This window comes from Pseudomonas sp. yb_9 (genome assembly GCF_043103635.1).
GTDB classification, from domain to species: domain Bacteria; phylum Pseudomonadota; class Gammaproteobacteria; order Pseudomonadales; family Pseudomonadaceae; genus Aquipseudomonas; species Aquipseudomonas monteilii.
Map to the genome: position 1 here is coordinate 1 of NZ_JBICKA010000047.1, position 25,393 is coordinate 25,393.

A 25,393-nucleotide genomic window follows, 5' to 3' on the forward strand; every position below is an offset into this window, starting at 1 on the left:
CGATCAGTCAGCCAGCCTTGGCCTGGGTATTGGCCACAGGTTTCTTGGTCGGTTCGGACTTGGCAGTCGCCTTCTTGGTCTCGGCAGGCTTGTGCGCAGGTTTGTGCGCCGGCGCATGCTTGGCCGGGGCCGCCTTGGTCGCTGCTGGCTTGGCAGCCGCCTCCTTGACCACAGGTGCAGGCGCAACCGGGGCCGGCGCGGCTTGTGGAGCTGGCGCGGGTGCCGGCGCCACTTCCTCAGCCTTGGCGATCGGCTCGGCCTTCACTTGCGGCTTGTCCGCCCCGCCAAACAGGCGCTTGAAGAAGCCCGGTTTGTCCTGCTTGGCCTCTTCGACCTTTTTCGGCTCCTCTTTCACTGGCGCCTTGTCAGCCTTGTCGGACAAACCACCGAACAGATTGGAGAAGAAACCGCCCTTGCTTTCCTTGGCGGCCACCGCACCGGCTGCCGCTGCCGCCGCAACCGGCGCCACTTTGGCCGGGTCGAACGACTTGCCGGCCAACAGGTCCTGCACTTGGCTGGCCGCACGCTGGCCGCTGCGCAGGGCACCTTCCAGGGTGCCAGGGTACAGGGCATCGGTATGCTCACCGGCAAAGGTGATGCGTTGCACCGGGCGCTCCCACAAGCGCCAGTACTTGCTGATCTGCCCCGGGCCATAAGCCAGGTAGGCGCCACCGGTGCCGGCGTCGGTGCTGTAGCGCTTGAGCTCGTAACCGGTAAACGCACCACGGGCCTGTGGGTAGAACGCATGCAGGCGGATCAGCACCTGGTCGACCATCTGCTTGTCGCCAAATGCCTGCAGCAAGCGGGCGTTGTCGCCGGACAGGTTGATCACCACATTGGCGCCGCCCTTGAGCGCAGGCTCGATCCACAGCATGCCGAGGCCGGCGTTACTGAAGATTTCGCCCGACATGCGTGCGCGGCTTTCCCACACCGGCTTCTTGAACTTGAGCATCAGCTGGTCGCGCCAGCCATAGTTGGTGCCCTTCAACGCTGCCAGGTGCTGGTTGTCCAGGCCCGGGGTCATCTGGATCTTGGCCAGGGCGCGCAGCGGCACGGCCATGACCAGGTAATCGGCCTGATAGCCGACGCTGCCGACTTTTACCGTTACCCCGTCCTTGTCCTGGACGATGGCGGTAACCGGCGAGCTGGTCTTGATGGTTTTCAGCTGTTTGACGAACGCCTGGGCCAGCACCGGGCTGCCACCTGGCAGGCGTGCGGCACGCAGGTCGCGGTCGCTGACGCCACGGTACACGCGGTTCTGCTGGGCGAAGTACAGCAGCGACAGGCGCGACGGCTCATCGTAGCGGGTACGAATCTGCTGGTTGACCAGCTGACGGGCCGTGGCCGGCAGCTGCAACTTGTCGAGCCAGGTAGAGACGTTGATCTGGTCGAGGGCAAACAATGTGCTGGTTGCCTGCGGGTTCAGCGGGTCGTCGATGGAGCGGGCCAGGTCGTCGAGGGTTTTCTCGTAGCGCTTGAGTGCTTCGGCGGTAGCCGGCTGCTTGGTGGCCAGGTCCGTGGCGCTGAAATACTCGCCGTCGATCAGGTAACCGGGGGTACGCACGAACTCCGGCGCCGGCAGTGTTTCAAGCTTGAAACGGTCCAGGTACTGATTAAGCACCGGCTGCGCCTTGGCGTTGCCGATCCATTCGCTGGTGGCCAGGCCCGAACGCCCGCCCATGCCCGATTTGGCTTCCAGCAGGGTCACCTGCCAGCCTTTGTTCTGCAGCTCGTAGGCTGCCGTCAGGCCTGCCAGGCCGCCACCCACCACGATTGCCGTAGGCGTCTTGTCCTTTGCCAGCGCGGCGCCGCTGGACACACCAATCAATACCAACGCGCACAGGCGCACCCAAGCAGCAGCCATGTCGGCGAACTCCGAGTCAGAGGTTACAGATACGGGAAGAGGCAGGAATGCCCCGAGAAATGCGTTAAGAATACGTCACCTCCGCCAACCCTGCCAGCGCAGTGACATCAAGTGCTTTTGGCAACTGACATTTTTGCCAGTAGTCATGTCACACGGCCGCAGGCGAAGCTGGCGAAGATGGCCAAAAGCCCCGCCAGGAGGGCATGCGCATGATCTTCGAGGAGCATTTCCAGCACGTCGAACGGCAGTTTCTGTGGCACAAGCAGACGCTTCATATGGCCTCCGGCCTGAGCATCCGCTCGAATAGCACCTCGTGGACCGGCTTTCATGAAGCGTTCAAGGGTGAAGATGGCACCGAGCTGGTGATCGGTGAGCACAGCGATGTGGAAATCGTCTTCGCCCAGGAAGTCGAGTGCCTGCGGCTGGAATACTATGTGGTCAGCGACTTTCTTTGCGACGACCTGCACATGTTGTTCAATACTGAAAGCGTTGACTACGACCTGATTGCCCCGATCCCACGCAACTTCTACTGGCTCACCGTGGAAGGCAGCGGCTTACGCGACTTGCGCCCCGGCCCCATTGCCACGCATCCCTACCATCAGGTGATCGACGGCCCGTTCCGCCGCCTGACCATCTCTACCTCCCAGGCCGGCACCGTACACATCCGGCGCCTCGAATGGACCGGCACTCACCGCCATTGAAAGGCAGCGGTTGTCCTGCCCTGCGGCTTTGCTTAGGCTTACGCGGTCGAACCACGCCGCAAAGCCAGGAGAAGCGCCCATGGGCCTCAATGATCAGTGGATGCAACGTGACCTCAAGGTCCTGTGGCACCCCTGCACCCAGATGAAAGACCACGAGCAGCTGCCGCTGATCCCGATCAAGCGCGGCGAAGGTGTGTGGCTGGAGGACTTCGAAGGCAAGCGCTACCTGGACGCGGTGAGCAGCTGGTGGGTCAACGTGTTCGGCCATGCCAACCGGCGCATCAACCAGCGCATCAAGGACCAGGTCGACCAGCTGGAACATGTGATTCTGGCCGGTTTCAGCCACCAGCCTGTGATCGAGCTGTCCGAGCGCCTGGTGGCCATGACCCCGGCCGGACTCGACCGGGTGTTCTATGCCGACAATGGCTCGTCGTGCATCGAAGTGGCGCTGAAGATGAGCTTCCACTACTGGCAAAACGTCGGCAAGCCAGGCAAGAAGCGCTTCGTTACCCTGACCAACAGCTACCACGGCGAAACCATTGCCGCCATGTCGGTGGGCGATGTGCCGCTGTTCACCGAAACCTACAAGGCGCTGCTGCTGGATACCCTCAAGGTGCCCAGCCCCGACTGCTACCTGCGCCCCGAGGGCATGAGCTGGGAAGAGCACTCGCGCAACATGTTCCAGGCCATGGAACAGACCCTGGCCGAGCACCACGCCTCCATCAGCGCCGTGATCGTCGAGCCGCTGATCCAGGGCGCTGGCGGCATGCGCATGTACCACCCGGTGTACCTCAAGCTGCTGCGTGAGGCCTGCGACCGCTACGACGTGCACCTGATCCACGACGAGATCGCCGTGGGCTTTGGCCGCACCGGCACGATGTTCGCGTGTGAACAGGCGGGCATCCGCCCAGACTTCCTGTGCCTGTCCAAGGCCCTGACCGGTGGTTACCTGCCGTTGGCCGCCTGCCTGACTACCGACAAGGTGTACCAGGCGTTCTACGACGACTACCCGACCCTGCGCGCATTCCTGCACTCGCACAGCTACACCGGCAACCCGCTGGCATGTGCTGCAGCGCTGGCCACCCTGGACATCTTTGAGCAGGACAACGTGATCGAGGCCAACAAGGCCTTGGCTACGCGCATGGCCAGCGCCACCGCGCACCTGGCCGATCATGCTCACGTTGCCGAAATTCGCCAGACCGGCATGGCCCTGGCCATCGAGATGGTCAAGGACAAGGCTGGCAAGGTTGCCTACCCTTGGCAGGAGCGGCGTGGCCTGAAGGTGTTCGAGCATGCCCTGACCCGCGGCGCCCTGCTGCGCCCTCTGGGCAGCGTGGTGTACTTCCTGCCGCCTTACGTGATCACACCCGAGCAGATCGACTTCCTGGCGGAAGTGGCCAGTGAAGGCATCGACATTGCTACCCGGGAAAGCGTCAGCGTTGCCGTGCCGGCCAACTTCCACCCCGACTTCCGCGACCCGGGCTAGGTCCGGCGGCCAACCACCAAACCCTGTGGGAGCGAGTTCACCCGCGAATGCGATAGTGGATCCAGCATCGCATTCGCGGGTAAACCCGCTCCCACAGGGTCACATGATCCTTTTTCGTTCGAGCTGATCCATGAGACTGTCCCGCTTCTTCATCGACGCCCCCCTGAGCCTTGGCGAGCACGACCTGCCCGAAGCCCAAGCCCACTACATCGGCCGCGTACTGCGCATGGCCCCCGGCGATGCCGTGCAGCTGTTCGACGGCAGCGGCCAGGAATACCTCGGCCAGTTGCTTGAAGTGGGCAAGAAAACCGTACGCGTCAGCCTCGACCGGGCCCTGCCCGGCCAGGCCGACTCGCCACTGCACGTGCACCTCGGCCAGGGCCTCTCCCGTGGCGAGCGTATGGACTGGGCGATCCAGAAGGCCACCGAACTGGGTGCCAACGAGATCACCCCGATCGTCAGCGAACGCTGCGAAGTGCGCCTGAAAGACGAACGCGCCGACAAGCGACTGGCCCACTGGCGCCAGGTGGCGATCAGCGCTTGCGAACAATGCGGCCGGTCGACCTTGCCCGTCATCCACCCACCGATCACGCTGGCCGAATGGCTGAACAGCACCAAAGCCGAGCTGAGACTGGTATTGCACCCGGTGGCCGAGCCGCTCACCAGCCACGAAAAGCCTGCGACCCTGGCCTTCCTGATCGGCCCCGAAGGCGGCCTGAGCGAGGCCGAAGTCGAACAGGCCAAGGCATCCGGCTTCCATGCCGCACGCCTCGGCCCAAGGGTACTGCGTACCGAAACTGCGCCCGTGGTGGCGCTGTCGGTGGCACAGCAACTGTGGGGCGATTTTTAATTAGCGTACGTAGAACGACACCGCCACGAAGTGCATGAGGCTGCCGGCGATCACGAACAAGTGCCAGATGCCGTGCCCGTGGCGCAAGCGGCTGTCCAAGGCGAAGAAGATGATGCCGACGGTGTAGAACACCCCGCCGGCAGCCAGCCAGGCAAAACCGGCAGTGCCCAGCGAGTGGAGCAAGGGATTGACCGCCACCAGCACGATCCAGCCCATCACCGCGTAGATGATGATCGACAGAATCCGCGCCTCGGAGCGCGGTTTGATCTCTTGCAGCATGCCGATCACCGCCAGCCCCCAAACCACGCCAAACAAGCTCCAACCCCAGGGGCCGCGCAGGCTGACCAGGCAGAAGGGTGTGTAGCTTCCGGCGATCAGCAGGTAGATCGACAGGTGATCGAGCTTGCGCATGATCACCTTCGCCCGCCCACGGGTGCTGTGGTACAAGGTGGAGATGCTGTACAGCAACAACAGCGTGCTGCCGTAGATGGAGAAACTGACGATCTTCCAAGGGTCGCCTTGCAGGCCTGCGACCACGATCAGCCAGATGGCACCGATACAGGCCAGGACAGCACCCACCAGGTGGGTCCAGGCGTTGAAGCGTTCACCGTAATACATGCAAACACAGACCTCCCCCAACAGCTGTAAGTTTCAAGCGGCAAGCAGCAAGTGAATCGCGATAGCATTGATGTCATCGCTCTGGCTTGCAACTTTCCGCTGCAGCTTACAGCGCTCCTGGTTGCAGTTCCGCGTCACGCACCAGCCTTTCCAGCCCGGCCAGGTCCGGCACCCGCGCCACTTGCTCCCCCACCTGCACCGCCGCCAGTTCCAGGCGCCCCAGCGCCACATCCACATAATTCAGCTGGCTGTCGAGCTTGCACGAACGCGGAATGTCCTGCAGCAACAGCGCCAAATAACGCAGCCCGGTGTCGCCCAGGGCGTTGAGCACCACAACCCGCGCCCGCTCGCCGCACGGCGTCTCACCACCACACGCCGCTTCGAACCCGATCAGCGGCAGGCGCTGCTGTCGCCAGTCGATCCAGCCCAGGTGCCAGGCCGGCTCACCGCGCTGGCACACCAAATTGCGCTGACCGCTCAACTCGGCCACCGCAACGTTAGGCAACACCAAAGTACGGTCGCCCAAGGGCAGCAACAGCCCGGTCAGGCTGCTGCGCTGCCCGGCAATCAGTTCAAGCATGGGGCTGGCTCCAGTGTGCAATGCTCTGCAGCAACAACGACTCCTGATACGGCTTGCCCAGGTATTCGTTGACGCCGATGGCCATGGCGCGGTCGCGGTGCTTCTGCCCGGTACGCGAGGTGATCATGATGATCGGTAGGTCTTTCAGCCGCGCGTCACGGCGAATGCGGGTGGCCACCTCGAAGCCGTCCATGCGCGGCATCTCGATATCCAGCAGCAACACGTCGGGGCGGTGCTCTTCCAGCAAGGCCATGGCATCGACCCCGTCCTTGGCCGTCAGCACGCTCATGCCGTGGCGTTCCAGCAAGCGGCTGGTGACCTTGCGCACAGTCACCGAGTCGTCCACTACCATCACCAACAATGCGCGGCGCGGCACCGGGCCGAGCAACTGGCGCGGGGTGCCGCCACCGGGCAAACGGGCCAGGCGCCGCTGCTGGCCGCGCAGTTGGCCAAGCAGGTCGAGAATCAGCACGACCCGGCCATCGCCCAGCAGCGTCGCCCCCGACAGCCCGGCAACCGCAGCAAACTGCGGCCCCAGGCTCTTCACCACGATCTCGCGGCTGGGCGACAGGCTATCGGCCTGAATGGCGAACGATTGCTCCTTGGCGTGCACCAGCAGCACCGGCAACGGCACACTCTGCCCCAGCAAGGCGGGGCGCGGCAGGCCTTGCAGCAACTCGCCCAGATAACGCAGCTCATATTCATGGCCGGCATACACATAGCGGGGCGGGTCCAGCTGATAACACGCCGCCAGCTCTGCCGGCGGCACACGGACGATGCCCTCGATGGTATTCAGCGGGATCGCGTACTGCTCTTCGCCCAAATGCACCATCAGCGCACGGTTGATCGATACGGTGAACGGCAGGCGGATCAAGAAGCGTGCGCCCTTGCCCTGGGCCGACTCGATGCTCATCGAGCCCCCCAACTGCTTGACCTCTTCGTGCACCACGTCCATGCCCAGGCCACGCCCCGAAATCTGGGTGATCTTTTCAGCGGTGGAAAAGCCCGGGCGCAGGATGAACTGCAAGATCTCGTGATCGCTCAACTGTGCCTGCGGGTCCAGCAGGCCACGCTTGATCGCCTTGCGCCGCACGGCTTCAAGAGGCACACCGGCACCATCGTCGGTCATTTCGATGACGATATCGGCGCCTTCGTGCAGCAGGTTCAGGTGGATGGTGCCCTGCTCCGGCTTGCCGGCAGCCAGGCGCGCTTCGCGGCTTTCCAGGCCATGGTCCACAGCATTGCGCAGCATGTGCTCCAGCGGCGCCACCATGCGCTCCAGCACGCTGCGGTCAAGTTCGCCTTGGGCGTTGCCGACCACCAGTTCTACCTGCTTGCCCAGCTCGCTGGCCACCTGCCGCACCACGCGCTGCAAGCGCGGCACAAGGCGCTCGAACGGCACCATCAAGGTCGCGGTCAGGCCTTCCTGCAACTGGCTGTTCACCCGCGCCTGCTGCTGCAGCAGGCTGTAAGCCTCCTGGGCACGCTGAGCCAGGGTTTCCTTCAGGTCGAGCAAGTCCGAGGCGGACTCGAACAAGGCCCGCGACAACTGTTGCAACTGTGAATGGCGGTCCATTTCCAGCGGATCGAAATCGTCATAGGCATCGCCTTCGAACTGCTGACGACTGGAGATTCGCCCTTGGGTCTCGATGTCCAGGCGCAGCAGCTGGTCGCGCATGCGCTCAAGGGTGGTCTCCATCTCGTTGAGGGTAAACTGTGCATCGTTGACTTGCTGCTCGATGCGCCCACGAATGATCGAATGCTCACCCGCCAGGTTACCCAGGTCGTCGAGCAACTCGGCATCGACCTTGACCATGTCGCCTGGCGCCCGCTCTGGCGCTGCTGTCGGCACCTCGCTGGCGGCGGCTTCGACCGGCCCTTGGCCGGCAGCACTGTCGGTCAGGGCCGCGCTGCTGAAGTTACGGATATAGTCGATCAGCGCCGTGGCGGCATGCAGTGGCTGCCCCAGGCGCACGGCATCGAGCATGTGCGCCAGGCGGTCGTGGCAGTTCTGCAACAGCGCGAACAAAGGCGCGCTCGGCGGCAAGCGGCCGGCAGCCAGCAGTTCGTACAGAAACTCCAGTTCGTGAGCCAGGTCACCGATGGGGGCAATTTCGACCATGCGCGCCACACCCTTGAGGGTGTGCAGGTCGCGCATCAGGTTGTCTACCTCGACGCTGCTGCGCGGGTCGGCCTGCCAGCGCGCCAGGGCTGCGGCGGCGCTTTCGACGATGTCCGAGCTTTCTTCGAGGAACACTTCCAGCAGCTCTTCGCCTGGGCTTTCAGGCTCCTCAACCAGAGGCTCGGTCATGTCAGGCAGCTGCGGCTGATGGGGCAGCCCCAGGCCCAGGGTATCGGCCACGTCCATGTCCGGGTGCAACGGCGTGACCGTGTCGATGCCCACCAGGCCAGTGGCCTCTGGCGCCAACGCTTGGTCCAGCAGATTGCGCAGGCCGTCGACCGTTTCGGACCGCGGCGCGATGTCCTGCCCGGCCGCCACTTCATCGAGCATGTCCAGCAGGGCTTCCTGGGCGCGCTGGGCGTGGGCGAAGAAGCGCGCATTGGCAGGCAGGCTGCCCTCTTCCACGGCGCCATACAGGTCCAGTAAGGCCTCGCACACCTCATCCATCTGCCACAAGTCGGCCAGGTGCGCGGCGTGGCCGAGGGTGGTCAGCTGGTCGAGCAGGGTGTCCAGCGCATCACGTTGCCCAGGCTGTTGCTGCCAGCGCGACAGCAACGACTCGGCATCGAGCAGGATATCCATCGCCTGGGCCAGGAAACTGGCGACCAACTGCGGGTCGCGCTTGCCGCGCCGGACATGCTGCGGGTCGTCATGCAAGCTGGCCAGGCGCGCGTCTACGGCCTGGCCAACCTGTTCGATCAGCTCCGCAGCACCAGGGATGGCGGCCAACGGCGTGCTGTCGAGTTGCGCCAGGCCCAGGTGGAACAGCGAGCGTGCGGCTTCCAGCCATTCGATCTCGGCCATTTGCAAAGGCAGTTGGTGGCCCTTGTATTCCCGGACCAGGCGGTCGAAGGCGGTGGCCAGCTCTGCGACCGGCATCACCCCGGCCATGGCAGCGCTGCCCTTGAGCGTATGCAGGGCGCGCTGCAGGCCATCGCTGACCGGCGTATCGTGGCCGTCTGCGCCCTGCAGAAACACATCGAGGCTGGCCAGGTGGCCTTGCGCCTCAGTGCGGAAAATATCCAGCAGCAACGGGTCGAGGCCATCGATATCGGCAGCACCCGGTACGTCGTTTTCTGCCAGGGCATGCAGGTGCCCAGCCAACTGTTCGATTTCGGTCAGTTGCGGCAACTGGCCAGCCGCAAAGTCGGCCAGCAAATCGGGTAGGTGGACGAACACTTGCTGCAGGGCCACCACGCCCTCCGGGCTCAGCACGCTACGGCCCTCCAGCACCCGGTTCAGCAGGTGCTCGGCGCCCCAGGCCAGCTCGGCCACCGCTTCGGCATGCACCATGCGACCGCTGCCCTTGAGCGTATGCAGCGCACGGCGTACTTCCCCCAGCGCCTCGCGCTGCTGGTTGTCGGCACGCCAGCGCAGCCAGTGCCGCTCGATCTCCGGCAGCAACTCACCGGCTTCATCGAGAAACACCCCGCGCAGCTCGTCATCAATGCCGTCGCCATTGGCATCCTGGCCTGCACGGGTGTCGGCCTGCGCACAATACACGCCCAGCGCTGCCAGGCTTGCACGGGCCATGTCGATGAACGGCTGGGCATCCGCCAGCGGGTCGGCCACCCGCCATTGCAGGTAGCATTCGGCGGCACTCATGGCTTCACCCAGGTGGGCCAGCTCATCGGCGGGCGGCTCGACATCCAGGTGCTGCAACCAGCGCTGCACATAGCTGACGCAGCCGGCGAACAGCTCGGCTACGGCGGGCAGCATCAACATGGCCAGCGCGCCGCGAATCTGCTGCAGCAGCCCCGGCAATGGTTGCAGACGTTGGCGCGGCCAGTCGGACTCCAGGTAGTCGCCGATCAGGTCCTTGGCCTGCTGCAGTACGTTCAGCGATTCGTTCAGCACCAGCTGACGTATCTCGGCCAAGTCCGAGCCTGGCAGCCCGCCCTGCCCGTTTTCTTCCAGCGGGCCGACCATGCCGTTCAGCGAAGCCTCCACGTACAGCAAGGCGCCCGCCACATCCATCAGTACCGCGTCGTCCACCACGCGCTCGCCCTGGGCCAGGGCCTGCAGCGCCAGCACCTGGTCGATGATGACCCGCCGTGGTTGCTGGAAGCCCAGCACAGCCAGGGTATCGGCCACATGACGCAGCGGCGCCAGCAGGGCATCGAGCTGCTCGCTGTGCTGGCGGTCGCTTCGCACGAACTGGTCCAGGCGCTCCTTGATGCGCATCAGGTCGTCGCACAGTGCGGTCACCACCGAGCGCAGGGCATCGCGGCCCGGCCCGGCCTGCAGTTGTTCACGCCAATTGCCCAGCGACAGGTCAAGGTTGGCCAAGTCGTCAGACCCGGCAAAACGCTGTGCTGCACCGCTGATCAGACTGGCTTGGGCCAAGGGCTCGATACCTCGGCAGGCACGTAACTGATTGAGCAGCGGCAGCATCACCAAGGGCAGGTCGTGGCGGGCACCGCGCAAGCGCTCAAGGTACGAGGGCAATTGCTCCAGGCCACGAAACAGCGCCCCCAGGCAATCGCCCCGTGGGCTGACCTGGCCGTCGGCCAGCGCCTTGGCGAACAGTTCCAGCTCTTCGGCCAGGCGCGTCGCACCGCGCAGCTCAAGCATGCGCAGGCAACCCTGTACCTGATGCAGGTTGTCGACCACAAAGGCCAGCATCGACAGGTCGCCCGGTTCGCCGGCAAAACGCTCCAGCGCCTGGCGCGCCTGGCCCAGGCAGTCGAGGATGGCAGCCTTGGTCCAGGCCAGCGCTACCGTGTCGTGGCGCTCGGGACTTACAGCAGCAGAAGCCATGGGCACTCCTCAGCGCGGCGCATCGGTGGGGCTTTGCGCAGGTGGCGGCAGGGTGAAACCGGACACCGAACGGCGCATCTCGCTGGCCATGCGGGCCAAGTGGCGGATGCTGTCGGCGGTGGCACCGGAGCCGGCGGAGGTTTGCGCGGTAATCTGCTGGATCACCGCCATGGTGTGGGAAATCTGCCCGGCCGACGAGGTCTGCAACTGGGCGGCGTCAGAGATGCTGTGGATAAGATCGGCCAGGTTCTGCGATACCCCTTCGATCTCGGCCAGCGCCACCCCGGCATCCTGCGCCAGGCGAGCGCCACGCACCACTTCGGCGGTGGTCTGCTCCATGGAGATGACTGCCTCGTTGGTGTCGGCCTGAATGGTACGCACCAGCGCCTCGATCTGCCGGGTGGCCGACGACGAGCGCTCTGCCAGGCGCTGCACTTCGTCGGCAACCACGGCAAAACCACGGCCAGCCTCGCCGGCCAGCGAGGCCTGGATGGCCGCGTTGAGTGCAAGGATGTTGGTCTGATCGGCAATGTCGTCGATCAGGCTGACGATGTCGCCGATTTCCTGGGAAGACTCGCCCAGGCGTTTGATCCGCTTGGCGGTGTCCTGGATCTGCTCGCGAATGTTGTCCATGCCGTTGATGGTGTTATGCACCACCTCGTTACCCTTGTTGGCGATGGCCACCGAGCGCTCGGCCACCTTGGCCGACTCGTAGGCATGCGCCGAAACCCGATCGATCGACTCGACCATGTCGCCGACCGCCTCGGAGGCCTCGCTGATCTGCTCGGCCTGGTGCTCGGAAGCCTTGGCCAGCTGGCGGGCGGTGTTCTGGGTGTCCTGTACGGCAGCGGCAACCTGCACGGCGCTGTGGTTGATGGTGGCGACCAGGTCGCGCAGCTGGTCCACGGAATAGTTGATCGAATCGGCAATGGCGCCGGTGAAGTCTTCGGTCACCGATACGGTCACGGTCAGATCGCCATCGGCGAGCTCTTCGATTTCATCCAGCAGACGCATGATTGCCTGCTGGTTGCGTTCGTTCTTTTCTGCCGTTTCGCGCAGCTGGCGGTTGGTGGTGCGCACCATGACCAAGCCGATGAGGATGATCGAGGCCAGCGCCAGCAGGCCCAAGGCATAGCCGCCAACGGTATCGAGGGTGCGTCCACCGGCCAGGTTCTCGAAACCGTTGGCCAGGTGTGACGCCTCGTCCAGCAGGGTTTGCGACAGGCTGAAGATGTTGCCCGCGGCCTCACGCACGCGGAACAGTTCGGGCGAGGTTTCGAGAATTTCGTCGACCGAGCCCGCGACGAACTGGAACAGCTCGGCGATTTCGGCCAGGCGTGCACGGGCATCGGCATCCTCTACACGGGTTACCTGGATGGCCGCGTTACCACTGAGCATCCCCTCCAGCACCTGGCCAAAGCGCCCGGCATCGCGGCCAAAGGCATCCGCCGCCTGAGCGGCGGTATCGTCACCCGCCAGCACGGTGTTGACCGAGCCGAGGATGCGCTCGGCCAGCAACAGTTGGCGCTGCGCCACCGCCACCTGGTTGGCCGGAGCGCCGCTTTGCAGCAGGATCTCGACCACTTTTTCGTATTCCACCTGCAACTGCGGCACGGTTTCGGCCAGCGTGGCCGCTACCTGGTGCAGCGACAGCACGGTCTGCTCACTGGCCAGGATGGTGTCGGTATTCTTGCGCAGGTTTTCCCAGTCGCGGCGTACCGCTTCCATCTCGTCTCGCACCGTAGGCGGCGCAGCCGGCAACCCGGTGGACTTGTCACCCTGGCGCAGGTAGCCCCAGCGCCGCTCGAAGTCGTTGCGTGCATCCGACAGCAGCTTGAAGGCCAGGGCCTTGCCCGCGGCGGCTTCGGTGGCGTTCTTGGCAATGCGCTGAGACAGCACCCGCAGCTCGCCGGCATGGCCGATGTACTGCTTGTCGTAGTTGGACTGGGTGTTCAGGTAGGCAAAGTTGGCGAACAGCAGGATGATCGACAGGATCAGGATCAGAAACAGCACGGTGATCTGCGCGATGCTGCGGGTACGTGGGGTCACGGTGGTGGCAGTGACGGGGGTGGCAGGCTTGTTCACGTTCGCAGGTCCTATAACGCCACATCAAGAAAGCCCGGCGCCTGGGCCAAGGCGAAGGGGCTGAAAATTGCCCAGTTGCGTTCACGCGGGAAGTGCCCCTGCACGAAACGTGCAGCGGCGCGGATCAATGGCTGCGGCGGCGACAGTTGCAGGCTGTCGAGGGCGAAGTGTTGCAGGCCAAGTACCTCGTCCACCAGCAAACCAACGAACAGGTCGTCGTGGTCCAGCACCAGCACCCGCCGCTGCTTGCCCGGCGCGGCGTGGCCCAGGCCGAAGAAGCTGCTCAGGTCCATCACCGGCAACAGCCGGCCACGCAGGTTGGCCACCCCGCACACCCACGGTTGCACACCCGGGACGCGGCTGCTGCGCGGTTCGCGCAGTACCTCGGCCACCTCCCCCATGGGCGCGACGAACCACTGCCCGGCAATGCGAAAGCCGATACCGCTCCACTGTTGCAGGCGGTTGTCCTGCGGGGGCTGGTCGGCGACCAGCAGGCGGCAGCGCCGGTCGATGTCCAGCAACAACTCGAAGGCGGTCAGCGACGCGCCTTGCGGGCGGGTGGTCAAGCCCCCAGCACTTCTTTGAGCTTGGCGATCAGCGCGTCTTCTTCCACCGGTTTGGTCAGGAAGTCACGGGCGCCCTGGCGCGTGGCCCAGATGCGGTCGGTTTCCTGGTCCTTGGTGGTGACCACGATCACGGGGATGGCGGCGGTTTCCGGGTCCTTGCTGAGCTGGCGGGTGGCCTGAAAGCCGTTCATGCCGGGCATGACGATGTCCATCAGCACCGCGTCGGGCTTGTCCTGCCGGGCCAGCGCCACGCCATCGGCACCGTTGCTGGCCTTGAGCACCTGGTAGCCGTGCTTTTCCAGCCACTCGGTCAAGCGGTACATCTCTGTCGGCGAGTCGTCGACAATCAGAACTCGGGCCATGCTGTTTCCCCATCAGAAAAGTAAGGCCGTGCCATGGCGGGGCACGGTCAGGGTGCGGGTTGTTGGGTTGCGGCAAAACCGGGCACGTGGGCGCGGATCGCATCGAGCAGTTCTTCTTTGCTGAACGGCTTGGTCAGAAACTGATCAGAACCGACCACCCGGCCGCGGGCTTTGTCGAACAGGCCGTCGCGCGACGACAGCAGGATGACCGGCGTGTCCTTGAAAGCACTGTTGTGCTTGATCACGGCGCAGGTCTGGTAGCCGTCCAGGCGCGGCATCAGCACATCGACGAAGATGATGCCGGGCTGGTGGTCGACGATCTTGGCCAGGGCATCGAAGCCATCGCTGGCGGTGATCACCTCGCAGCCCGCTTCACCGAGCAACATCTGTGCAGTGCGGCGGATCGTGCGGGAATCGTCGATCACCATCACCTTCAGGGGTTGTTCCATAGACGCCTACCAATGGAAATTAGCTGCATTTTTAGCACACTCCGGGTGGCCATTCCATCTGCGCCGCCCCTTGACCGGCGGCGTTTGCGGCGCCACCCTGAGCCACTTTTCTTTCGAGCCATCGCGGCACCTGCCGCCAAGAGGAACCACCCCATGAGCGTACGCCTCGGCATTGTCATGGACCCCATCGCGTCCATCTCCTACAAGAAGGACAGCTCGCTGGCCATGCTGCTGGCCGCCCAGGCACGCGGCTGGAGCCTGTTCTACATGGAACAACAAGACCTGTACCAGGGCGAAAGCAAGGCCCGCGCCCGCATGCGCCCGCTGAAGGTGTTTGCCGACCCGGCGCACTGGTTCGAACTGGGCGAAGAGCAGGACAGCCCCCTGGCCGAACTGGACGTGATCCTGATGCGCAAGGACCCGCCGTTCGACATGGAATTCGTCTACAGCACCTACTTGCTGGAACAGGCCGAAAATGATGGCGTGCTGGTGGTCAACCGCCCGCAGAGCCTGCGCGACTGCAATGAGAAGATGTTCGCCACGCTGTTCCCGCAGTGCACCACGCCGACCCTGGTCAGCCGCCGCCCGGACATCATTCGTGAATTCGCGGCCAAGCATGCCGATGTGATCCTCAAGCCGCTGGACGGCATGGGCGGTACATCGATCTTCCGCCACCGGGCTGGCGACCCCAACCTGTCGGTGATCCTGGAAACCCTGACCGCGCTGGGCACCCAGCAGATCATGGCCCAGGCCTACCTGCCGGCGATCAAAGACGGTGACAAGCGGATCCTGATGATCGACGGCGAGCCCGTGGACTATTGCCTGGCGCGCATCCCGGCCAGCGGCGAAACCCGCGGCAACCTGGCCGCCGGCGGCCGTGGCGAGGCCCGCCCGTTGACCGACCGCGACCGCTGGATTGCCGCCCAGGTGGGCCCGACCCTGCGCGAAAAGGGCCTGCTGTTCGTGGGCCTGGACGTGATCGGCGATTACCTCACCGAAATCAACGTCACCAGCCCTACCTGCATCCGCGAAATCGATGCCGCCTACAACACCGATATCGGTGGCAAGTTGATGGATGCCATTGATCGCAAGCTGAAGGCGCGCTGACAGCCAACGCGAAGCAAAACCGCAGAGTGGGGTATGATGCCGGTCCTATTCGACTGAGCTGCTGCCCCGCCCTGCGGTTGCTGGATACCTGATGACGCTGCCCGCTGACATCCCCGCCACCCTGCTGCCTCCCCGTGTTCGCCCGGTGGACCGGCTTGGCTTTACCCTGTTCCTGGCTGCCCTGGTGCACCTGGCGCTGATCCTTGGCGTCGGCTTCAGCGTGGTCAAGCCTGCCGAAATCCGCCACACCATGGACATCACCCTGGCCACCTTCAAGAGCGAGAAACCGCCCGAGAAGGCCGATTTCCAGGCCCAGGACAACCAGCAGGGCAGCGGCACCCTGGACAAGAAAGCGGTGCCCACAACCACTGAATTGGCACCGTTCCAGGACAGCAAGATCAACAAGATCACCCCGCCGCCTGCCGCCAAGCCCGAGGTGGTGCCGCCCCCTACCCCACAAAAGTCGGCGGTAGTGACCACAGCGCCCAAGCCGCAGAAGGTTGAGCCCAAACCCAAGGAAAGCAAGCCACAGCCCAAGCCGGCGGCGCCAGCGCCAGACTTCGACAGCTCGCAGCTGTCCAGCCAGATCGCCAGCCTGGAAGCGGAGCTGTCCAACGAACAGCAGATGTACGCCAAGCGGCCGAAGATTCACCGGCTGAATGCTGCATCGACCATGCGCGACAAGGGCGCCTGGTACAAGGAAGAGTGGCGCAAGAAGGTCGAGCGGGTGGGTAACCTGAACTACCCCGACGAAGCGCGCCGGCAACAGATTTACGGCAATTTGCGGATGATGGTGTCGATCAACCGCGATGGTTCGTTGTATGAGGTGCTGGTGCTGGAATCGTCGGGGCAGCCGGTGCTGGACCAGGCGGCGCAACGTATTGTGCGACTGGCGGCGCCTTTTGCGCCGTTTACCGGGGATCTGGCCGAGTTTGACCGGCTGGAGATCATTCGTACCTGGCGGTTTGCCCGTGGGGACCGTTTGTCCAGTAATTGAATGCAGGCTTGGGCGTTGGGCTTGAGATGTGTGGTGGCGCGGAGATCGAGCGCCGCCCGCGCGGCGCATCGCGAGCTGCGCTCGCTCCTACGTTTGTTTCCGGCCAGTAACGCCTGTGACAGCCGCGCGCGACCGCCTTGTATGTACGACGCAATATTGCGCCATGCGCCAAAGCGTACGCGCGCAAATCCCGCAGGAATAATTGGCCCGAAACAAACGTAGGAGCGAGCGCAGCTCGCGATGCGCCGCGCGGGCGGCGCTCGATCTCAAAGGCGCCAAAAACCTAAAGGCAGGCGTCAACCAAACGACACAAATCCGCACCTTGTCAGCCTCGCCACCTGGCGCCACACTATCCCCCATGAAAACCCTCGCCCCGAGCTACCTCAAGCATCAGTTCCTGATCGCCATGCCGCACATGGCCGATCCGAACTTCGCCCAGACCCTCACGTACATCGTCGAGCACAACGAGCATGGCGCCATGGGGCTGGTGGTCAACCGGCCGCAGGAGCTGAACCTGGCCGACATCCTCGAGCAGCTGCGCCCGGATGAAACACCACCGGCCAGCACCTTGCAGGTGCCGATCTACCAGGGTGGTCCGGTGCAGACTGACCGCGGCTTCGTGTTGCACAGCAGCGAGTGCAGCTTCCAGGCCACCGTGGCGCTGGAAGGGCTGGCGCTGACCACGTCGCAGGACATCTTGCTGGCCATCGCTGCCGGGGTAGGCCCGAAACAAAGCCTGATCACCCTGGGTTATGCCGGCTGGGAAGCCGGACAGCTGGAAGCCGAGCTGGCCGACAACGCCTGGCTCAACTGCCCGTTCGACCCGGAAATCATCTTTGGCCTGGCCAGCGACCTGCGCCTGGACGCCGCCGCCGCCAGCCTGGGGATCAACCTGAACCTGCTGACCAGCCAGGCGGGCCACGCCTGATGGCCGAACTACGCCTGCTGCTGGGTTTTGACTACGGCAGCAAACAGATCGGTGTGGCCGTTGGCCAGGTCATTACCGGCCAGGCCCGCGAGCTGTGCACCCTGAAGGCGCAGAACGGCGTACCGGACTGGGCTCAGGTGGAAAAGCTCATCAATGAGTGGAAACCCGACGCCATCGTCGTCGGCCTGCCGCTGAACATGGACGGCACGCCCAGCGAAATGAGCGCCCGCGCCGAAAAATTCGCCCGCCGCCTGAATGGCCGCTTCAACCTGCCCGTGCACACCCACGACGAGCGCCTGACCACCTTCGAGGCCAAAAGCGAGCGCATGGCCCGTGGCGGCCAGCGCGGCAGCTACCGCGACAACCCGGTCGATGCCATCGCCGCCGCCCTGTTGCTACAAGGCTGGCTGGAGGCCAATACCTGATCATCTTTGCCGCCGGGCCCGCCCGGCGCACCCTTCCGAGGAGCCCGCAATGAGCCTACCCAATCCCGCCGAGCTGATCCGGCAGATGGCTGTCGACCTTCGCGTCCACCTGGCCCGCCGCAACATCAGCGAGCCACGTTACATCGGCATCCGCACCGGCGGTGTCTGGGTTGCCCAGGCCCTGCAGGAAGCCATGGGTGATACCAGCCCCATGGGCACCCTGGACGTTTCGTTCTACCGCGACGACTTCAGCCAGAACGGCCTGCACCCGCAAGTGCGCCCGTCCGAGTTGCCGTTCGAAGTGGAAGGCCAGCACCTGGTGCTGGTGGATGACGTGCTGATGAGCGGCCGCACCGTGCGCGCTGCGCTCAACGAACTGTTCGATTATGGCCGCCCGGCCAGCGTCACCCTGGTCTGCCTGCTGGACCTGGATGCCGGCGAACTGCCGATCCGCCCGAATGTGCTGGGTGCCACCCTGTCGCTGGCCGCCCATGAACGGGTAAAATTGACCGGACCCGCACCGCTCGCCCTCGAGCGCCAGGACCTCGCCTCCGCTTCCGCCCTTTAAGAGTCCCCCGCGATGACGCCATTCGACGCCAAGCGCCCGCTGCAGCTCAATGATCAGGGCCAGCTGCGCCACTTCCTCTCGCTGGACGGTTTGCCCCGCGAACTGCTCACCGAAATTCTCGACACCGCCGACTCCTTCCTGGAAGTTGGTGCCCGGGCAGTGAAAAAAGTCCCGTTGCTGCGCGGCAAGACCGTGTGCAACGTGTTCTTCGAAAACTCCACCCGTACCCGTACCACCTTCGAGCTGGCAGCCCAGCGCCTGTCGGCCGACGTGATCAGCTTGAACGTGTCGACCTCCTCGACCAGCAAGGGCGAGACCTTGTTCGACACCCTGCGCAACCTCGAAGCCATGGCCGCCGACATGTTCGTCGTGCGCCACTCCGACTCCGGCGCCGCACACTTCATCGCCGAGCACGTGTGCCCGGACGTTGCCGTGATCAACGGCGGTGACGGCCGCCATGCGCACCCGACCCAGGGCATGCTCGACATGCTCACCATCCGCCGCCACAAGGGCAGCTTCGAGAACCTGTCGGTGGCCATCGTCGGCGACATCCTGCACTCGCGCGTGGCCCGCTCCGACATGCTGGCGCTCAAGGCGCTGGGTTGCCCGGATATCCGCGTGATCGGCCCGAAAACCCTGATTCCGATTGGCATCGAGCAGTATGGCGTGAAGGTGTACACCGACCTCGCCGAAGGCCTGAAAGACGTCGATGTGGTGATCATGCTGCGCCTGCAACGCGAGCGCATGGCGGGTGGTTTGCTGCCCAGCGAAGGCGAGTTCTACCGCCTGTTCGGCCTGACCACCGCACGCCTGGCCGGGGCCAAGCCCGACGCCATCGTCATGCACCCGGGCCCGATCAACCGGGGCGTGGAAATCGAGTCGGCGGTGGCCGACGGCAAGCACTCGGTGATCCTCAACCAGGTCACCTACGGCATCGCCGTGCGCATGGCCGTGCTGTCCATGGCCATGAGCGGGCAGAACGCGCAACGTCAATTCGACCAGGAGAACGCCCAGTGACCCTCAGTATTCTCGGCGCCCGGGTCATCGACCCCAAGACAGGCCTGGATCAGGTGACCGACCTGCACCTGGACGGCGGCCGCATTGCCGCCATCGGCGCTGCCCCGGCCGGCTTCAGCGCCAGCCGCACGATCCAGGCCGATGGCCTGGTTGCCGCGCCCGGCCTGGTCGACCTTGGCGTGTCCCTGCGCGAGCCGGGCTACAGCCGCAAAGGCAACATCGCCAGTGAAACCCGCGCGGCCGTGGCGGGTGGTGTCACCAGCCTGTGCTGCCCGCCGCAAACCAAGCCGGTACTGGACACCTCGGCCGTGGCCGAGTTGATCCTGGACCGCGCCCGCGAAGCCGCCAACAGCAAGGTCTACCCGATCGGCGCCCTGACCAAAGGCCTGGAAGGCGAACAACTGGCCGAGCTGGTAGCCCTGCGCGACACCGGTTGCGTGGCCTTTGGCAACGGCCTGAAGGAAATCCCCAACAACCGTACCCTGGCCCGCGCCCTGGAATACGCCGCCACCTTCGACCTGACCGTGGTGTTCCACTCCCAGGACCGCGACCTGTCCCAGGGCGGCCTGGCCCATGAAGGGGCCATGGCCAGCTTCCTCGGCCTGCCGGGCATTCCGGAAACCGCCGAGACCGTGGCCCTGGCGCGCAATCTGCTGCTGGTGGAACAGACCGGCGTGCGTGCTCACTTCACCCAGATCACCAGCGCCCGTGGCGCGCGGCTGATCGAGCAGGCCCAGCAGCTTGGCCTGCCGGTGACCGCCGATGTGGCGCTGTACCAACTGATCCTTACCGACGAGTCGCTGCGTGAGTTCTCCAGCCTGTACCACGTGCAGCCACCGCTGCGCACCGCCGCCGACCGTAACGGCCTGCGTGCGGCGGTGAAGTCGGGCGTGATCCAGGCGATCTCCAGCCACCACCAGCCGCACGAACGCGATGCCAAGCTGGCACCGTTCGGCGCCACCGAGCCGGGTATCAGCAGCGTCGAGTTGCTGCTGCCACTGGCCATGACGCTGGTGCAGGACGGCCTGCTCGACCTGCCGACCCTGCTCGCCCGCCTGAGCAGCGGCCCGGCGGCTGCACTGCGCCTGCCGGCCGGTGAGCTGAAAGTGGGTGGCGCGGCCGACCTGGTGCTGTTCGACCCTCAAGCCTCCACCGTTGCCGGCGAGCAGTGGTTCTCGCGTGGCGAGAACTGCCCGTTCATCGGCCACTGCCTGCCGGGTGCCGTGCGTTATACCTTGGTCGATGGGCATGTTTGCCACGAGGCCTGAGTAACCTTCTTCGCGGGCACGCCCGCTCCCACAGGATCACCACTAACCCAAGGCATGTGGTAACCCTGTGGGAGCGGGCATGCCCGCGAATGCCCTCGCACGGTTCCCCCTGCCAAGCGCGACCATTCATCCCCCACGGTTGAAATCCTTACCCCCACCCCCATATGAGTCTGCATCAGGCACTTTCGCCCCGCTGCGTGGAGACTCTCCCCTTGACCACCATCGTTTCTGTCCGCCGTAACGGCAAAGTCGTCATGGGTGGCGACGGCCAGGTATCCCTCGGCAACACCGTGATGAAAGGCAACGCCAAGAAAGTGCGCCGCCTGTACCACGGCCAGGTCATCGCCGGCTTCGCGGGTGCCACCGCCGACGCCTTCACCCTGTTCGAACGCTTCGAAGGCCAACTGGAAAAACACCAGGGCCACCTGGTCCGCGCCGCCGTCGAGCTGGCCAAGGAATGGCGTACCGACCGCTCCCTGAGCCGCCTGGAAGCCATGCTGGCTGTGGCCAACAAGGACGCGTCCCTGATCATCACCGGTAACGGCGACGTGGTCGAACCCGAAGACGGCCTGATCGCCATGGGTTCCGGTGGCGCCTACGCCCAGGCCGCAGCCCGCGCCCTGCTGAACAAGACCGACCTCTCGGCCCGTGAAATCGCCGAAACCGCCTTGAACATCGCCGGTGACATCTGCGTGTTCACCAACCACAACCTGACCATCGAGGAGCAGGACCTGGCCGACTGATTCAGCTGTTCTGGCGCCCCTTCCCGGTGACGGGGCTTTTCCACGCTGATTCATCTGCCCAAGGACCGTATTGACCATGTCCATGACCCCCCGCGAGATCGTCCACGAACTCAACCGCCACATCATCGGCCAGGACGACGCCAAACGCGCCGTGGCCATTGCCCTGCGCAACCGCTGGCGCCGGATGCAGCTGCCTGCCGAGCTGCGTGCCGAAGTCACCCCGAAGAACATCCTGATGATCGGCCCTACCGGCGTCGGCAAAACCGAAATCGCCCGTCGCCTGGCCAAACTGGCCAATGCGCCGTTCCTCAAGGTCGAAGCCACCAAGTTCACCGAAGTGGGCTACGTGGGCCGTGACGTCGAGTCGATCATCCGTGACCTGGCCGATGCCGCGCTGAAGATGCTGCGCGAGCAGGAGATCATCCGCGTGCGCCACCGCGCCGAAGATGCCGCCGAAGACCGCATCCTCGATGCCCTGCTGCCACAGGCACGGGTGAGCAGCTTCGCCGAAGAAGCCGCACAGACCAGCACCGATTCCAACACCCGCCAGCTGTTCCGCAAGCGCCTGCGTGAAGGCCAGCTGGACGACAAGGAAATCGAAATCGAAGTGGCCGATGCCGTGGGCGTCGAAATTGCCGCGCCACCCGGCATGGAAGAAATGACCAACCAGCTGCAAAGCCTGTTTGCCAACATGGGCAAAGGCAAGCGCAAGGCGCGCAAGCTGAAGGTGAAAGAAGCGCTGAAGATGGTGCGCGATGAAGAAGCGAGCCGCCTGGTCAACGAGGAAGAGCTCAAGGCCAAGGCCCTGGAAGCGGTCGAGCAGCATGGCATCGTGTTCATCGACGAAATCGACAAGGTTGCCAAGCGCGGCAACGTTGGCGGTGCTGACGTGTCCCGTGAAGGCGTACAGCGCGACCTGCTGCCGTTGATCGAAGGCTGCACCGTCAACACCAAGCTGGGCATGGTCAAGACCGACCACATTCTGTTCATTGCCTCGGGTGCATTCCACCTGAGCAAGCCAAGCGACCTGGTGCCCGAGCTGCAAGGCCGTCTGCCGATTCGCGTGGAACTGAAGGCACTGACCCCGGAAGACTTCGAACGCATCCTGCAAGAGCCGCATGCCTCGCTGACCGAGCAGTACCAGGCCCTGTTGAAAACCGAAGGCCTGAACATCGCGTTCCAGGCTGACGGCATCAAGCGCCTGGCCGAGATTGCCTACCAGGTGAACGAGAAGACCGAGAACATCGGTGCACGTCGCCTGCACACCCTGCTTGAGCGTTTGCTCGAAGAGGTGTCGTTCAGTGCTGGCGACCTGGCCAGCACCCACGACGAAACGCCGATCCAGATCGACGCTGCCTATGTGAACAGCCACCTGGGTGAGCTGGCGCAGAACGAAGACTTGTCGCGTTACATCCTGTAAGTCCGCACGGGGCCGCTTTGCGGCCCCTTGCACATTCCTCCAAATCTCCAGAAGCTGTACTTCATCAGCTCCCGAGAGATTCCCCCATGGCCCGTCTACCTACCGCCATCAACCTGCACAAAGCCTCGAAAACCCTCACCCTCACCTACGCCCCCGGCGAGGTGTACACCCTGCCCGCCGAATTCCTGCGCGTGCATTCCCCCTCCGCCGAGGTCCAGGGCCACGGCAACCCCATCCTGCAATTTGGCAAGATCAACGTCGGCCTCGTCGGCCTGGAACCTGCCGGCCAATATGCACTGAAAATGACCTTCGACGACGGCCATGACAGCGGCCTGTTCACCTGGGAGTACCTTGAACAGCTGTGCCTGCGCCAGGAACAGTTGTGGGCCGAGTACCTCGACGAACTGCACAAGGCCGGGAAATCCCGCGATCCGGCCGAATCGGTCGTGAAACTCATGCTCTAGCGCAAGGGCTGCAGGGTTTAGAGCGCATTTTCTAAATTCATCTGTTTGAATGACTTACAGACAGCCCAGTGAAGGGCTGTCTTGCGCATTACATGAAAGTCGGGTAACCAATGGGTGTGGCAAGTTCCCTGCATCATTTTGCAGGCAGTCAGAACCCCCGCAGCACCGCTGTTCCTTATCACTGGTCACCCGAGTAGCAGTACCGGGCTCAGGGCTGTGCTCCTGTCACAGCAACCGGTACTCGTCTCAGGACAACGGAGCGTCGTAGATGAGTAACAAGAACAACGATGAGCTGCAGCGGCAGGCCTCGGACAATACCCTGGGGCTGAACCCGGTCATCGGCATTCGCCGCAAGGACCTGTTGAGCTCGGCACGTACCGTGCTGCGCCAGGCCGTGCGCCAACCGCTGCACAGCGCCAAACATGTGGCCCACTTTGGCCTGGAGCTGAAGAACGTGCTGCTGGGCAAATCCAGCCTGGCCCCGGAAAGCGACGACCGTCGCTTCAATGACCCGGCCTGGAGCAACAACCCGCTGTACCGCCGCTACCTGCAAACCTACCTGGCCTGGCGCAAGGAGCTGCAGGACTGGATTGGCAGCAGCGACCTGTCACCGCAAGACATCAGCCGCGGCCAGTTCGTCATCAACCTGATGACCGAAGCCATGGCACCGACCAATACCCTGTCCAACCCGGCAGCGGTCAAACGCTTCTTCGAAACCGGTGGCAAGAGCCTGCTCGACGGCCTGTCTAACCTGGCCAAGGACATGGTCAACAACGGCGGCATGCCCAGCCAGGTAAACATGGACGCCTTCGAAGTGGGTAAGAACCTGGGCACCAGTGAAGGTGCCGTCGTGTACCGCAACGATGTACTGGAGCTGATCCAGTACAGCCCGATCACCGAACAGGTGCATGCCCGCCCGCTGCTGGTGGTGCCGCCGCAGATCAACAAGTTCTATGTGTTCGACCTGAGCCCGGAGAAGAGCCTGGCGCGCTACTGCCTGCGCTCGCAGCAGCAAACCTTCATCATCAGCTGGCGCAACCCGACCAAGGCCCAGCGCGAGTGGGGCTTGTCCACTTACATCGATGCGCTCAAGGAAGCGGTCGATGCCGTGCTGGCCATTACCGGCAGCAAGGACCTGAATATGCTCGGTGCCTGCTCCGGCGGCATCACCTGCACCGCACTGGTAGGCCACTATGCCGCCCTCGGTGAGAACAAGGTTAATGCCCTGACCCTGCTGGTCAGCGTGCTGGACACCACCATGGATACCCAGGTTGCGCTGTTCGTCGACGAGCAGACCCTGGAGTCTGCCAAGCGCCATTCCTACCAGGCCGGCGTACTTGAGGGCAGCGACATGGCCAAGGTGTTCGCCTGGATGCGCCCCAACGACCTGATCTGGAACTACTGGGTCAACAACTACCTGCTCGGCAACGAGCCGCCCGTGTTCGACATCCTGTTCTGGAACAACGACACCACACGCCTGCCGGCCGCCTTCCACGGCGACCTGATCGAAATGTTCAAGAGCAACCCGCTGACCCGCGCGGACGCCCTGGAAGTGTGCGGCACCCCGATCGACCTGAAGAAAGTGCAGTGCGACATCTTCAGCGTTGCCGGCACCGCCGACCACATCACCCCGTGGCAGTCGTGCTACCGCTCGGCGCACCTGTTTGGCGGCAAGATCGAGTTCGTGCTTTCCAACAGTGGCCATATCCAGAGCATCCTCAACCCGCCAGGCAACCCCAAGGCACGCTTCATGACCGGCGCCGATCGCCCAGGTGACCCGGTGGCCTGGCAGGAAAACGCCACCAAGCATGCCGACTCCTGGTGGCTGTACTGGCAGAGTTGGTTGAGCGAACGTGCCGGGGAGCTTAAAAAGGCGCCGACCCGCTTGGGCAACCGCGCCTATGCCGCTGGCGAAGCCTCACCGGGTACCTACGTTCACGAGCGTTGAGTGGC

General features: G+C 64.2%; 22 protein-coding genes. 14 read left to right on the top strand and 8 right to left on the bottom strand.

Features of this window, described 5'->3' with window-relative positions:
* Positions 1-7: 7 nt before the first annotated feature.
* On the bottom strand, positions 8-1,864 hold the full coding sequence (locus ACF8MI_RS12985; RefSeq protein WP_200928855.1) for a flavin monoamine oxidase family protein: 1,857 nt from the start codon (positions 1,862-1,864) through the stop codon (positions 8-10).
* Positions 1,865-2,073: 209 nt separating this feature from the next.
* On the opposite strand from ACF8MI_RS12985, the gene ACF8MI_RS12990 reads away from it, so the two are divergent.
* From ACF8MI_RS12990 to ACF8MI_RS13000, 3 genes are all read left to right on the top strand, one after another.
* Positions 2,074-2,565, top strand: a complete 492-nt coding sequence (locus ACF8MI_RS12990) for a hypothetical protein (RefSeq protein ID WP_060501034.1) — start codon at positions 2,074-2,076, stop codon at positions 2,563-2,565.
* A 79-nt stretch (positions 2,566-2,644) separates the two neighbouring features.
* The gene (locus ACF8MI_RS12995) at positions 2,645-4,051 is read left to right on the top strand and encodes an adenosylmethionine--8-amino-7-oxononanoate transaminase (RefSeq protein ID WP_156867869.1); all 1,407 of its coding nucleotides are present in this window, start codon (positions 2,645-2,647) and stop codon (positions 4,049-4,051) included.
* Between the two features lie 130 nt (positions 4,052-4,181).
* Positions 4,182-4,901, top strand: coding sequence for a 16S rRNA (uracil(1498)-N(3))-methyltransferase (locus ACF8MI_RS13000; RefSeq protein ID WP_060501038.1), 720 nt, complete (start codon positions 4,182-4,184; stop codon positions 4,899-4,901).
* Here the strand turns inward: ACF8MI_RS13000 and ACF8MI_RS13005 are convergent, their stop codons facing one another.
* The 7 genes from ACF8MI_RS13005 to ACF8MI_RS13035 all read right to left on the bottom strand — a co-directional run bounded on the left by ACF8MI_RS13005 (position 4,902) and on the right by ACF8MI_RS13035 (position 14,503).
* Positions 4,902-5,519 carry a hemolysin III family protein gene (locus ACF8MI_RS13005; RefSeq protein ID WP_060501040.1) on the bottom strand — a complete coding sequence of 206 codons (618 nt, stop codon included), beginning with the start codon at positions 5,517-5,519 and terminating at the stop codon, positions 4,902-4,904.
* A 106-nt stretch (positions 5,520-5,625) separates the two neighbouring features.
* Positions 5,626-6,099 carry a chemotaxis protein CheW gene (locus ACF8MI_RS13010; RefSeq protein ID WP_060501042.1) on the bottom strand — a complete coding sequence of 158 codons (474 nt, stop codon included), beginning with the start codon at positions 6,097-6,099 and terminating at the stop codon, positions 5,626-5,628.
* A complete protein-coding gene (locus tag ACF8MI_RS13015; RefSeq protein WP_156867871.1) occupies positions 6,092-11,041 on the bottom strand; it encodes an Hpt domain-containing protein in 4,950 nt (1,649 codons plus the stop codon). The genes ACF8MI_RS13010 and ACF8MI_RS13015 overlap by 8 nt, the downstream gene beginning before the upstream one ends.
* A gap of 9 nt (positions 11,042-11,050) precedes the next feature.
* Entirely contained in the window at positions 11,051-13,090 is a 2,040-nt protein-coding gene (locus ACF8MI_RS13020; protein ID WP_223623663.1) for a methyl-accepting chemotaxis protein, read from the bottom strand.
* Between the two features lie 47 nt (positions 13,091-13,137).
* Positions 13,138-13,692 carry a chemotaxis protein CheW gene (locus ACF8MI_RS13025; protein WP_012274550.1) on the bottom strand — a complete coding sequence of 185 codons (555 nt, stop codon included), beginning with the start codon at positions 13,690-13,692 and terminating at the stop codon, positions 13,138-13,140.
* On the bottom strand, positions 13,689-14,054 hold the full coding sequence (gene pilH, locus ACF8MI_RS13030) for a twitching motility response regulator PilH (RefSeq protein ID WP_016712413.1): 366 nt from the start codon (positions 14,052-14,054) through the stop codon (positions 13,689-13,691). The genes ACF8MI_RS13025 and pilH overlap by 4 nt, the downstream gene beginning before the upstream one ends.
* A gap of 47 nt (positions 14,055-14,101) precedes the next feature.
* Positions 14,102-14,503, bottom strand: a complete 402-nt coding sequence (locus ACF8MI_RS13035; RefSeq protein ID WP_060501047.1) for a PleD family two-component system response regulator — start codon at positions 14,501-14,503, stop codon at positions 14,102-14,104.
* A gap of 153 nt (positions 14,504-14,656) precedes the next feature.
* Here ACF8MI_RS13035 and gshB point away from each other — a divergent pair, with 153 nt between their 5' ends.
* The 11 genes from gshB to phaC all read left to right on the top strand — a co-directional run bounded on the left by gshB (position 14,657) and on the right by phaC (position 25,388).
* On the top strand, positions 14,657-15,610 hold the full coding sequence (gshB, locus tag ACF8MI_RS13040) for a glutathione synthase (protein ID WP_060501049.1): 954 nt from the start codon (positions 14,657-14,659) through the stop codon (positions 15,608-15,610).
* A gap of 91 nt (positions 15,611-15,701) precedes the next feature.
* Positions 15,702-16,607 carry an energy transducer TonB gene (locus ACF8MI_RS13045; RefSeq protein WP_016712416.1) on the top strand — a complete coding sequence of 302 codons (906 nt, stop codon included), beginning with the start codon at positions 15,702-15,704 and terminating at the stop codon, positions 16,605-16,607.
* 358 nt (positions 16,608-16,965) lie between these two features.
* Entirely contained in the window at positions 16,966-17,535 is a 570-nt protein-coding gene (locus tag ACF8MI_RS13050) for a YqgE/AlgH family protein (protein ID WP_060500582.1), read from the top strand.
* Entirely contained in the window at positions 17,535-17,960 is a 426-nt protein-coding gene (gene ruvX, locus ACF8MI_RS13055) for a Holliday junction resolvase RuvX (protein ID WP_200928856.1), read from the top strand. Before ACF8MI_RS13050 ends, ruvX begins: the two co-directional genes overlap by 1 nt.
* A 49-nt stretch (positions 17,961-18,009) precedes the next feature.
* Positions 18,010-18,528 carry a bifunctional pyr operon transcriptional regulator/uracil phosphoribosyltransferase PyrR gene (gene pyrR / locus ACF8MI_RS13060; protein ID WP_104833832.1) on the top strand — a complete coding sequence of 173 codons (519 nt, stop codon included), beginning with the start codon at positions 18,010-18,012 and terminating at the stop codon, positions 18,526-18,528.
* A 12-nt stretch (positions 18,529-18,540) separates the two neighbouring features.
* The gene (locus ACF8MI_RS13065; protein ID WP_011536054.1) at positions 18,541-19,545 is read left to right on the top strand and encodes an aspartate carbamoyltransferase catalytic subunit; all 1,005 of its coding nucleotides are present in this window, start codon (positions 18,541-18,543) and stop codon (positions 19,543-19,545) included.
* Positions 19,542-20,813, top strand: coding sequence for a dihydroorotase (locus ACF8MI_RS13070; RefSeq protein WP_164525153.1), 1,272 nt, complete (start codon positions 19,542-19,544; stop codon positions 20,811-20,813). The genes ACF8MI_RS13065 and ACF8MI_RS13070 overlap by 4 nt, the downstream gene beginning before the upstream one ends.
* A 212-nt stretch (positions 20,814-21,025) precedes the next feature.
* A complete protein-coding gene (gene hslV / locus ACF8MI_RS13075; RefSeq protein WP_003249309.1) occupies positions 21,026-21,556 on the top strand; it encodes an ATP-dependent protease subunit HslV in 531 nt (176 codons plus the stop codon).
* Positions 21,557-21,632: 76 nt separating this feature from the next.
* A complete protein-coding gene (gene hslU, locus ACF8MI_RS13080; RefSeq protein ID WP_060500589.1) occupies positions 21,633-22,976 on the top strand; it encodes an ATP-dependent protease ATPase subunit HslU in 1,344 nt (447 codons plus the stop codon).
* Between the two features lie 86 nt (positions 22,977-23,062).
* Positions 23,063-23,440, top strand: a complete 378-nt coding sequence (locus tag ACF8MI_RS13085) for a gamma-butyrobetaine hydroxylase-like domain-containing protein (protein WP_060500591.1) — start codon at positions 23,063-23,065, stop codon at positions 23,438-23,440.
* 268 nt (positions 23,441-23,708) lie between these two features.
* On the top strand, positions 23,709-25,388 hold the full coding sequence (gene phaC, locus ACF8MI_RS13090; RefSeq protein WP_164525154.1) for a class II poly(R)-hydroxyalkanoic acid synthase: 1,680 nt from the start codon (positions 23,709-23,711) through the stop codon (positions 25,386-25,388).
* Positions 25,389-25,393: the final 5 nt, after the last annotated feature.

Bases quoted from the DNA above. Each gene is read 5' to 3' on its own strand.
- ACF8MI_RS12985 (WP_200928855.1), bottom strand. From the start codon at position 1,864: ATGGCTGCTGCTTGGGTGCGCCTGTGCGCGTTGGTATTGATTGGTGTG.
- ACF8MI_RS12990 (WP_060501034.1), top strand. From the start codon at position 2,074: ATGATCTTCGAGGAGCATTTCCAGCACGTCGAACGGCAGTTTCTGTGG.
- ACF8MI_RS12995 (WP_156867869.1), top strand. From the start codon at position 2,645: ATGGGCCTCAATGATCAGTGGATGCAACGTGACCTCAAGGTCCTGTGG.
- ACF8MI_RS13000 (WP_060501038.1), top strand. From the start codon at position 4,182: ATGAGACTGTCCCGCTTCTTCATCGACGCCCCCCTGAGCCTTGGCGAG.
- ACF8MI_RS13005 (WP_060501040.1), bottom strand. From the start codon at position 5,519: ATGTATTACGGTGAACGCTTCAACGCCTGGACCCACCTGGTGGGTGCT.
- ACF8MI_RS13010 (WP_060501042.1), bottom strand. From the start codon at position 6,099: ATGCTTGAACTGATTGCCGGGCAGCGCAGCAGCCTGACCGGGCTGTTG.
- ACF8MI_RS13015 (WP_156867871.1), bottom strand. From the start codon at position 11,041: ATGGCTTCTGCTGCTGTAAGTCCCGAGCGCCACGACACGGTAGCGCTG.
- pilH (WP_016712413.1), bottom strand. From the start codon at position 14,054: ATGGCCCGAGTTCTGATTGTCGACGACTCGCCGACAGAGATGTACCGC.
- ACF8MI_RS13035 (WP_060501047.1), bottom strand. From the start codon at position 14,503: ATGGAACAACCCCTGAAGGTGATGGTGATCGACGATTCCCGCACGATC.
- gshB (WP_060501049.1), top strand. From the start codon at position 14,657: ATGAGCGTACGCCTCGGCATTGTCATGGACCCCATCGCGTCCATCTCC.
- ACF8MI_RS13045 (WP_016712416.1), top strand. From the start codon at position 15,702: ATGACGCTGCCCGCTGACATCCCCGCCACCCTGCTGCCTCCCCGTGTT.
- ACF8MI_RS13050 (WP_060500582.1), top strand. From the start codon at position 16,966: ATGAAAACCCTCGCCCCGAGCTACCTCAAGCATCAGTTCCTGATCGCC.
- ruvX (WP_200928856.1), top strand. From the start codon at position 17,535: ATGGCCGAACTACGCCTGCTGCTGGGTTTTGACTACGGCAGCAAACAG.
- pyrR (WP_104833832.1), top strand. From the start codon at position 18,010: ATGAGCCTACCCAATCCCGCCGAGCTGATCCGGCAGATGGCTGTCGAC.
- ACF8MI_RS13065 (WP_011536054.1), top strand. From the start codon at position 18,541: ATGACGCCATTCGACGCCAAGCGCCCGCTGCAGCTCAATGATCAGGGC.
- hslU (WP_060500589.1), top strand. From the start codon at position 21,633: ATGTCCATGACCCCCCGCGAGATCGTCCACGAACTCAACCGCCACATC.
- ACF8MI_RS13085 (WP_060500591.1), top strand. From the start codon at position 23,063: ATGGCCCGTCTACCTACCGCCATCAACCTGCACAAAGCCTCGAAAACC.
- phaC (WP_164525154.1), top strand. From the start codon at position 23,709: ATGAGTAACAAGAACAACGATGAGCTGCAGCGGCAGGCCTCGGACAAT.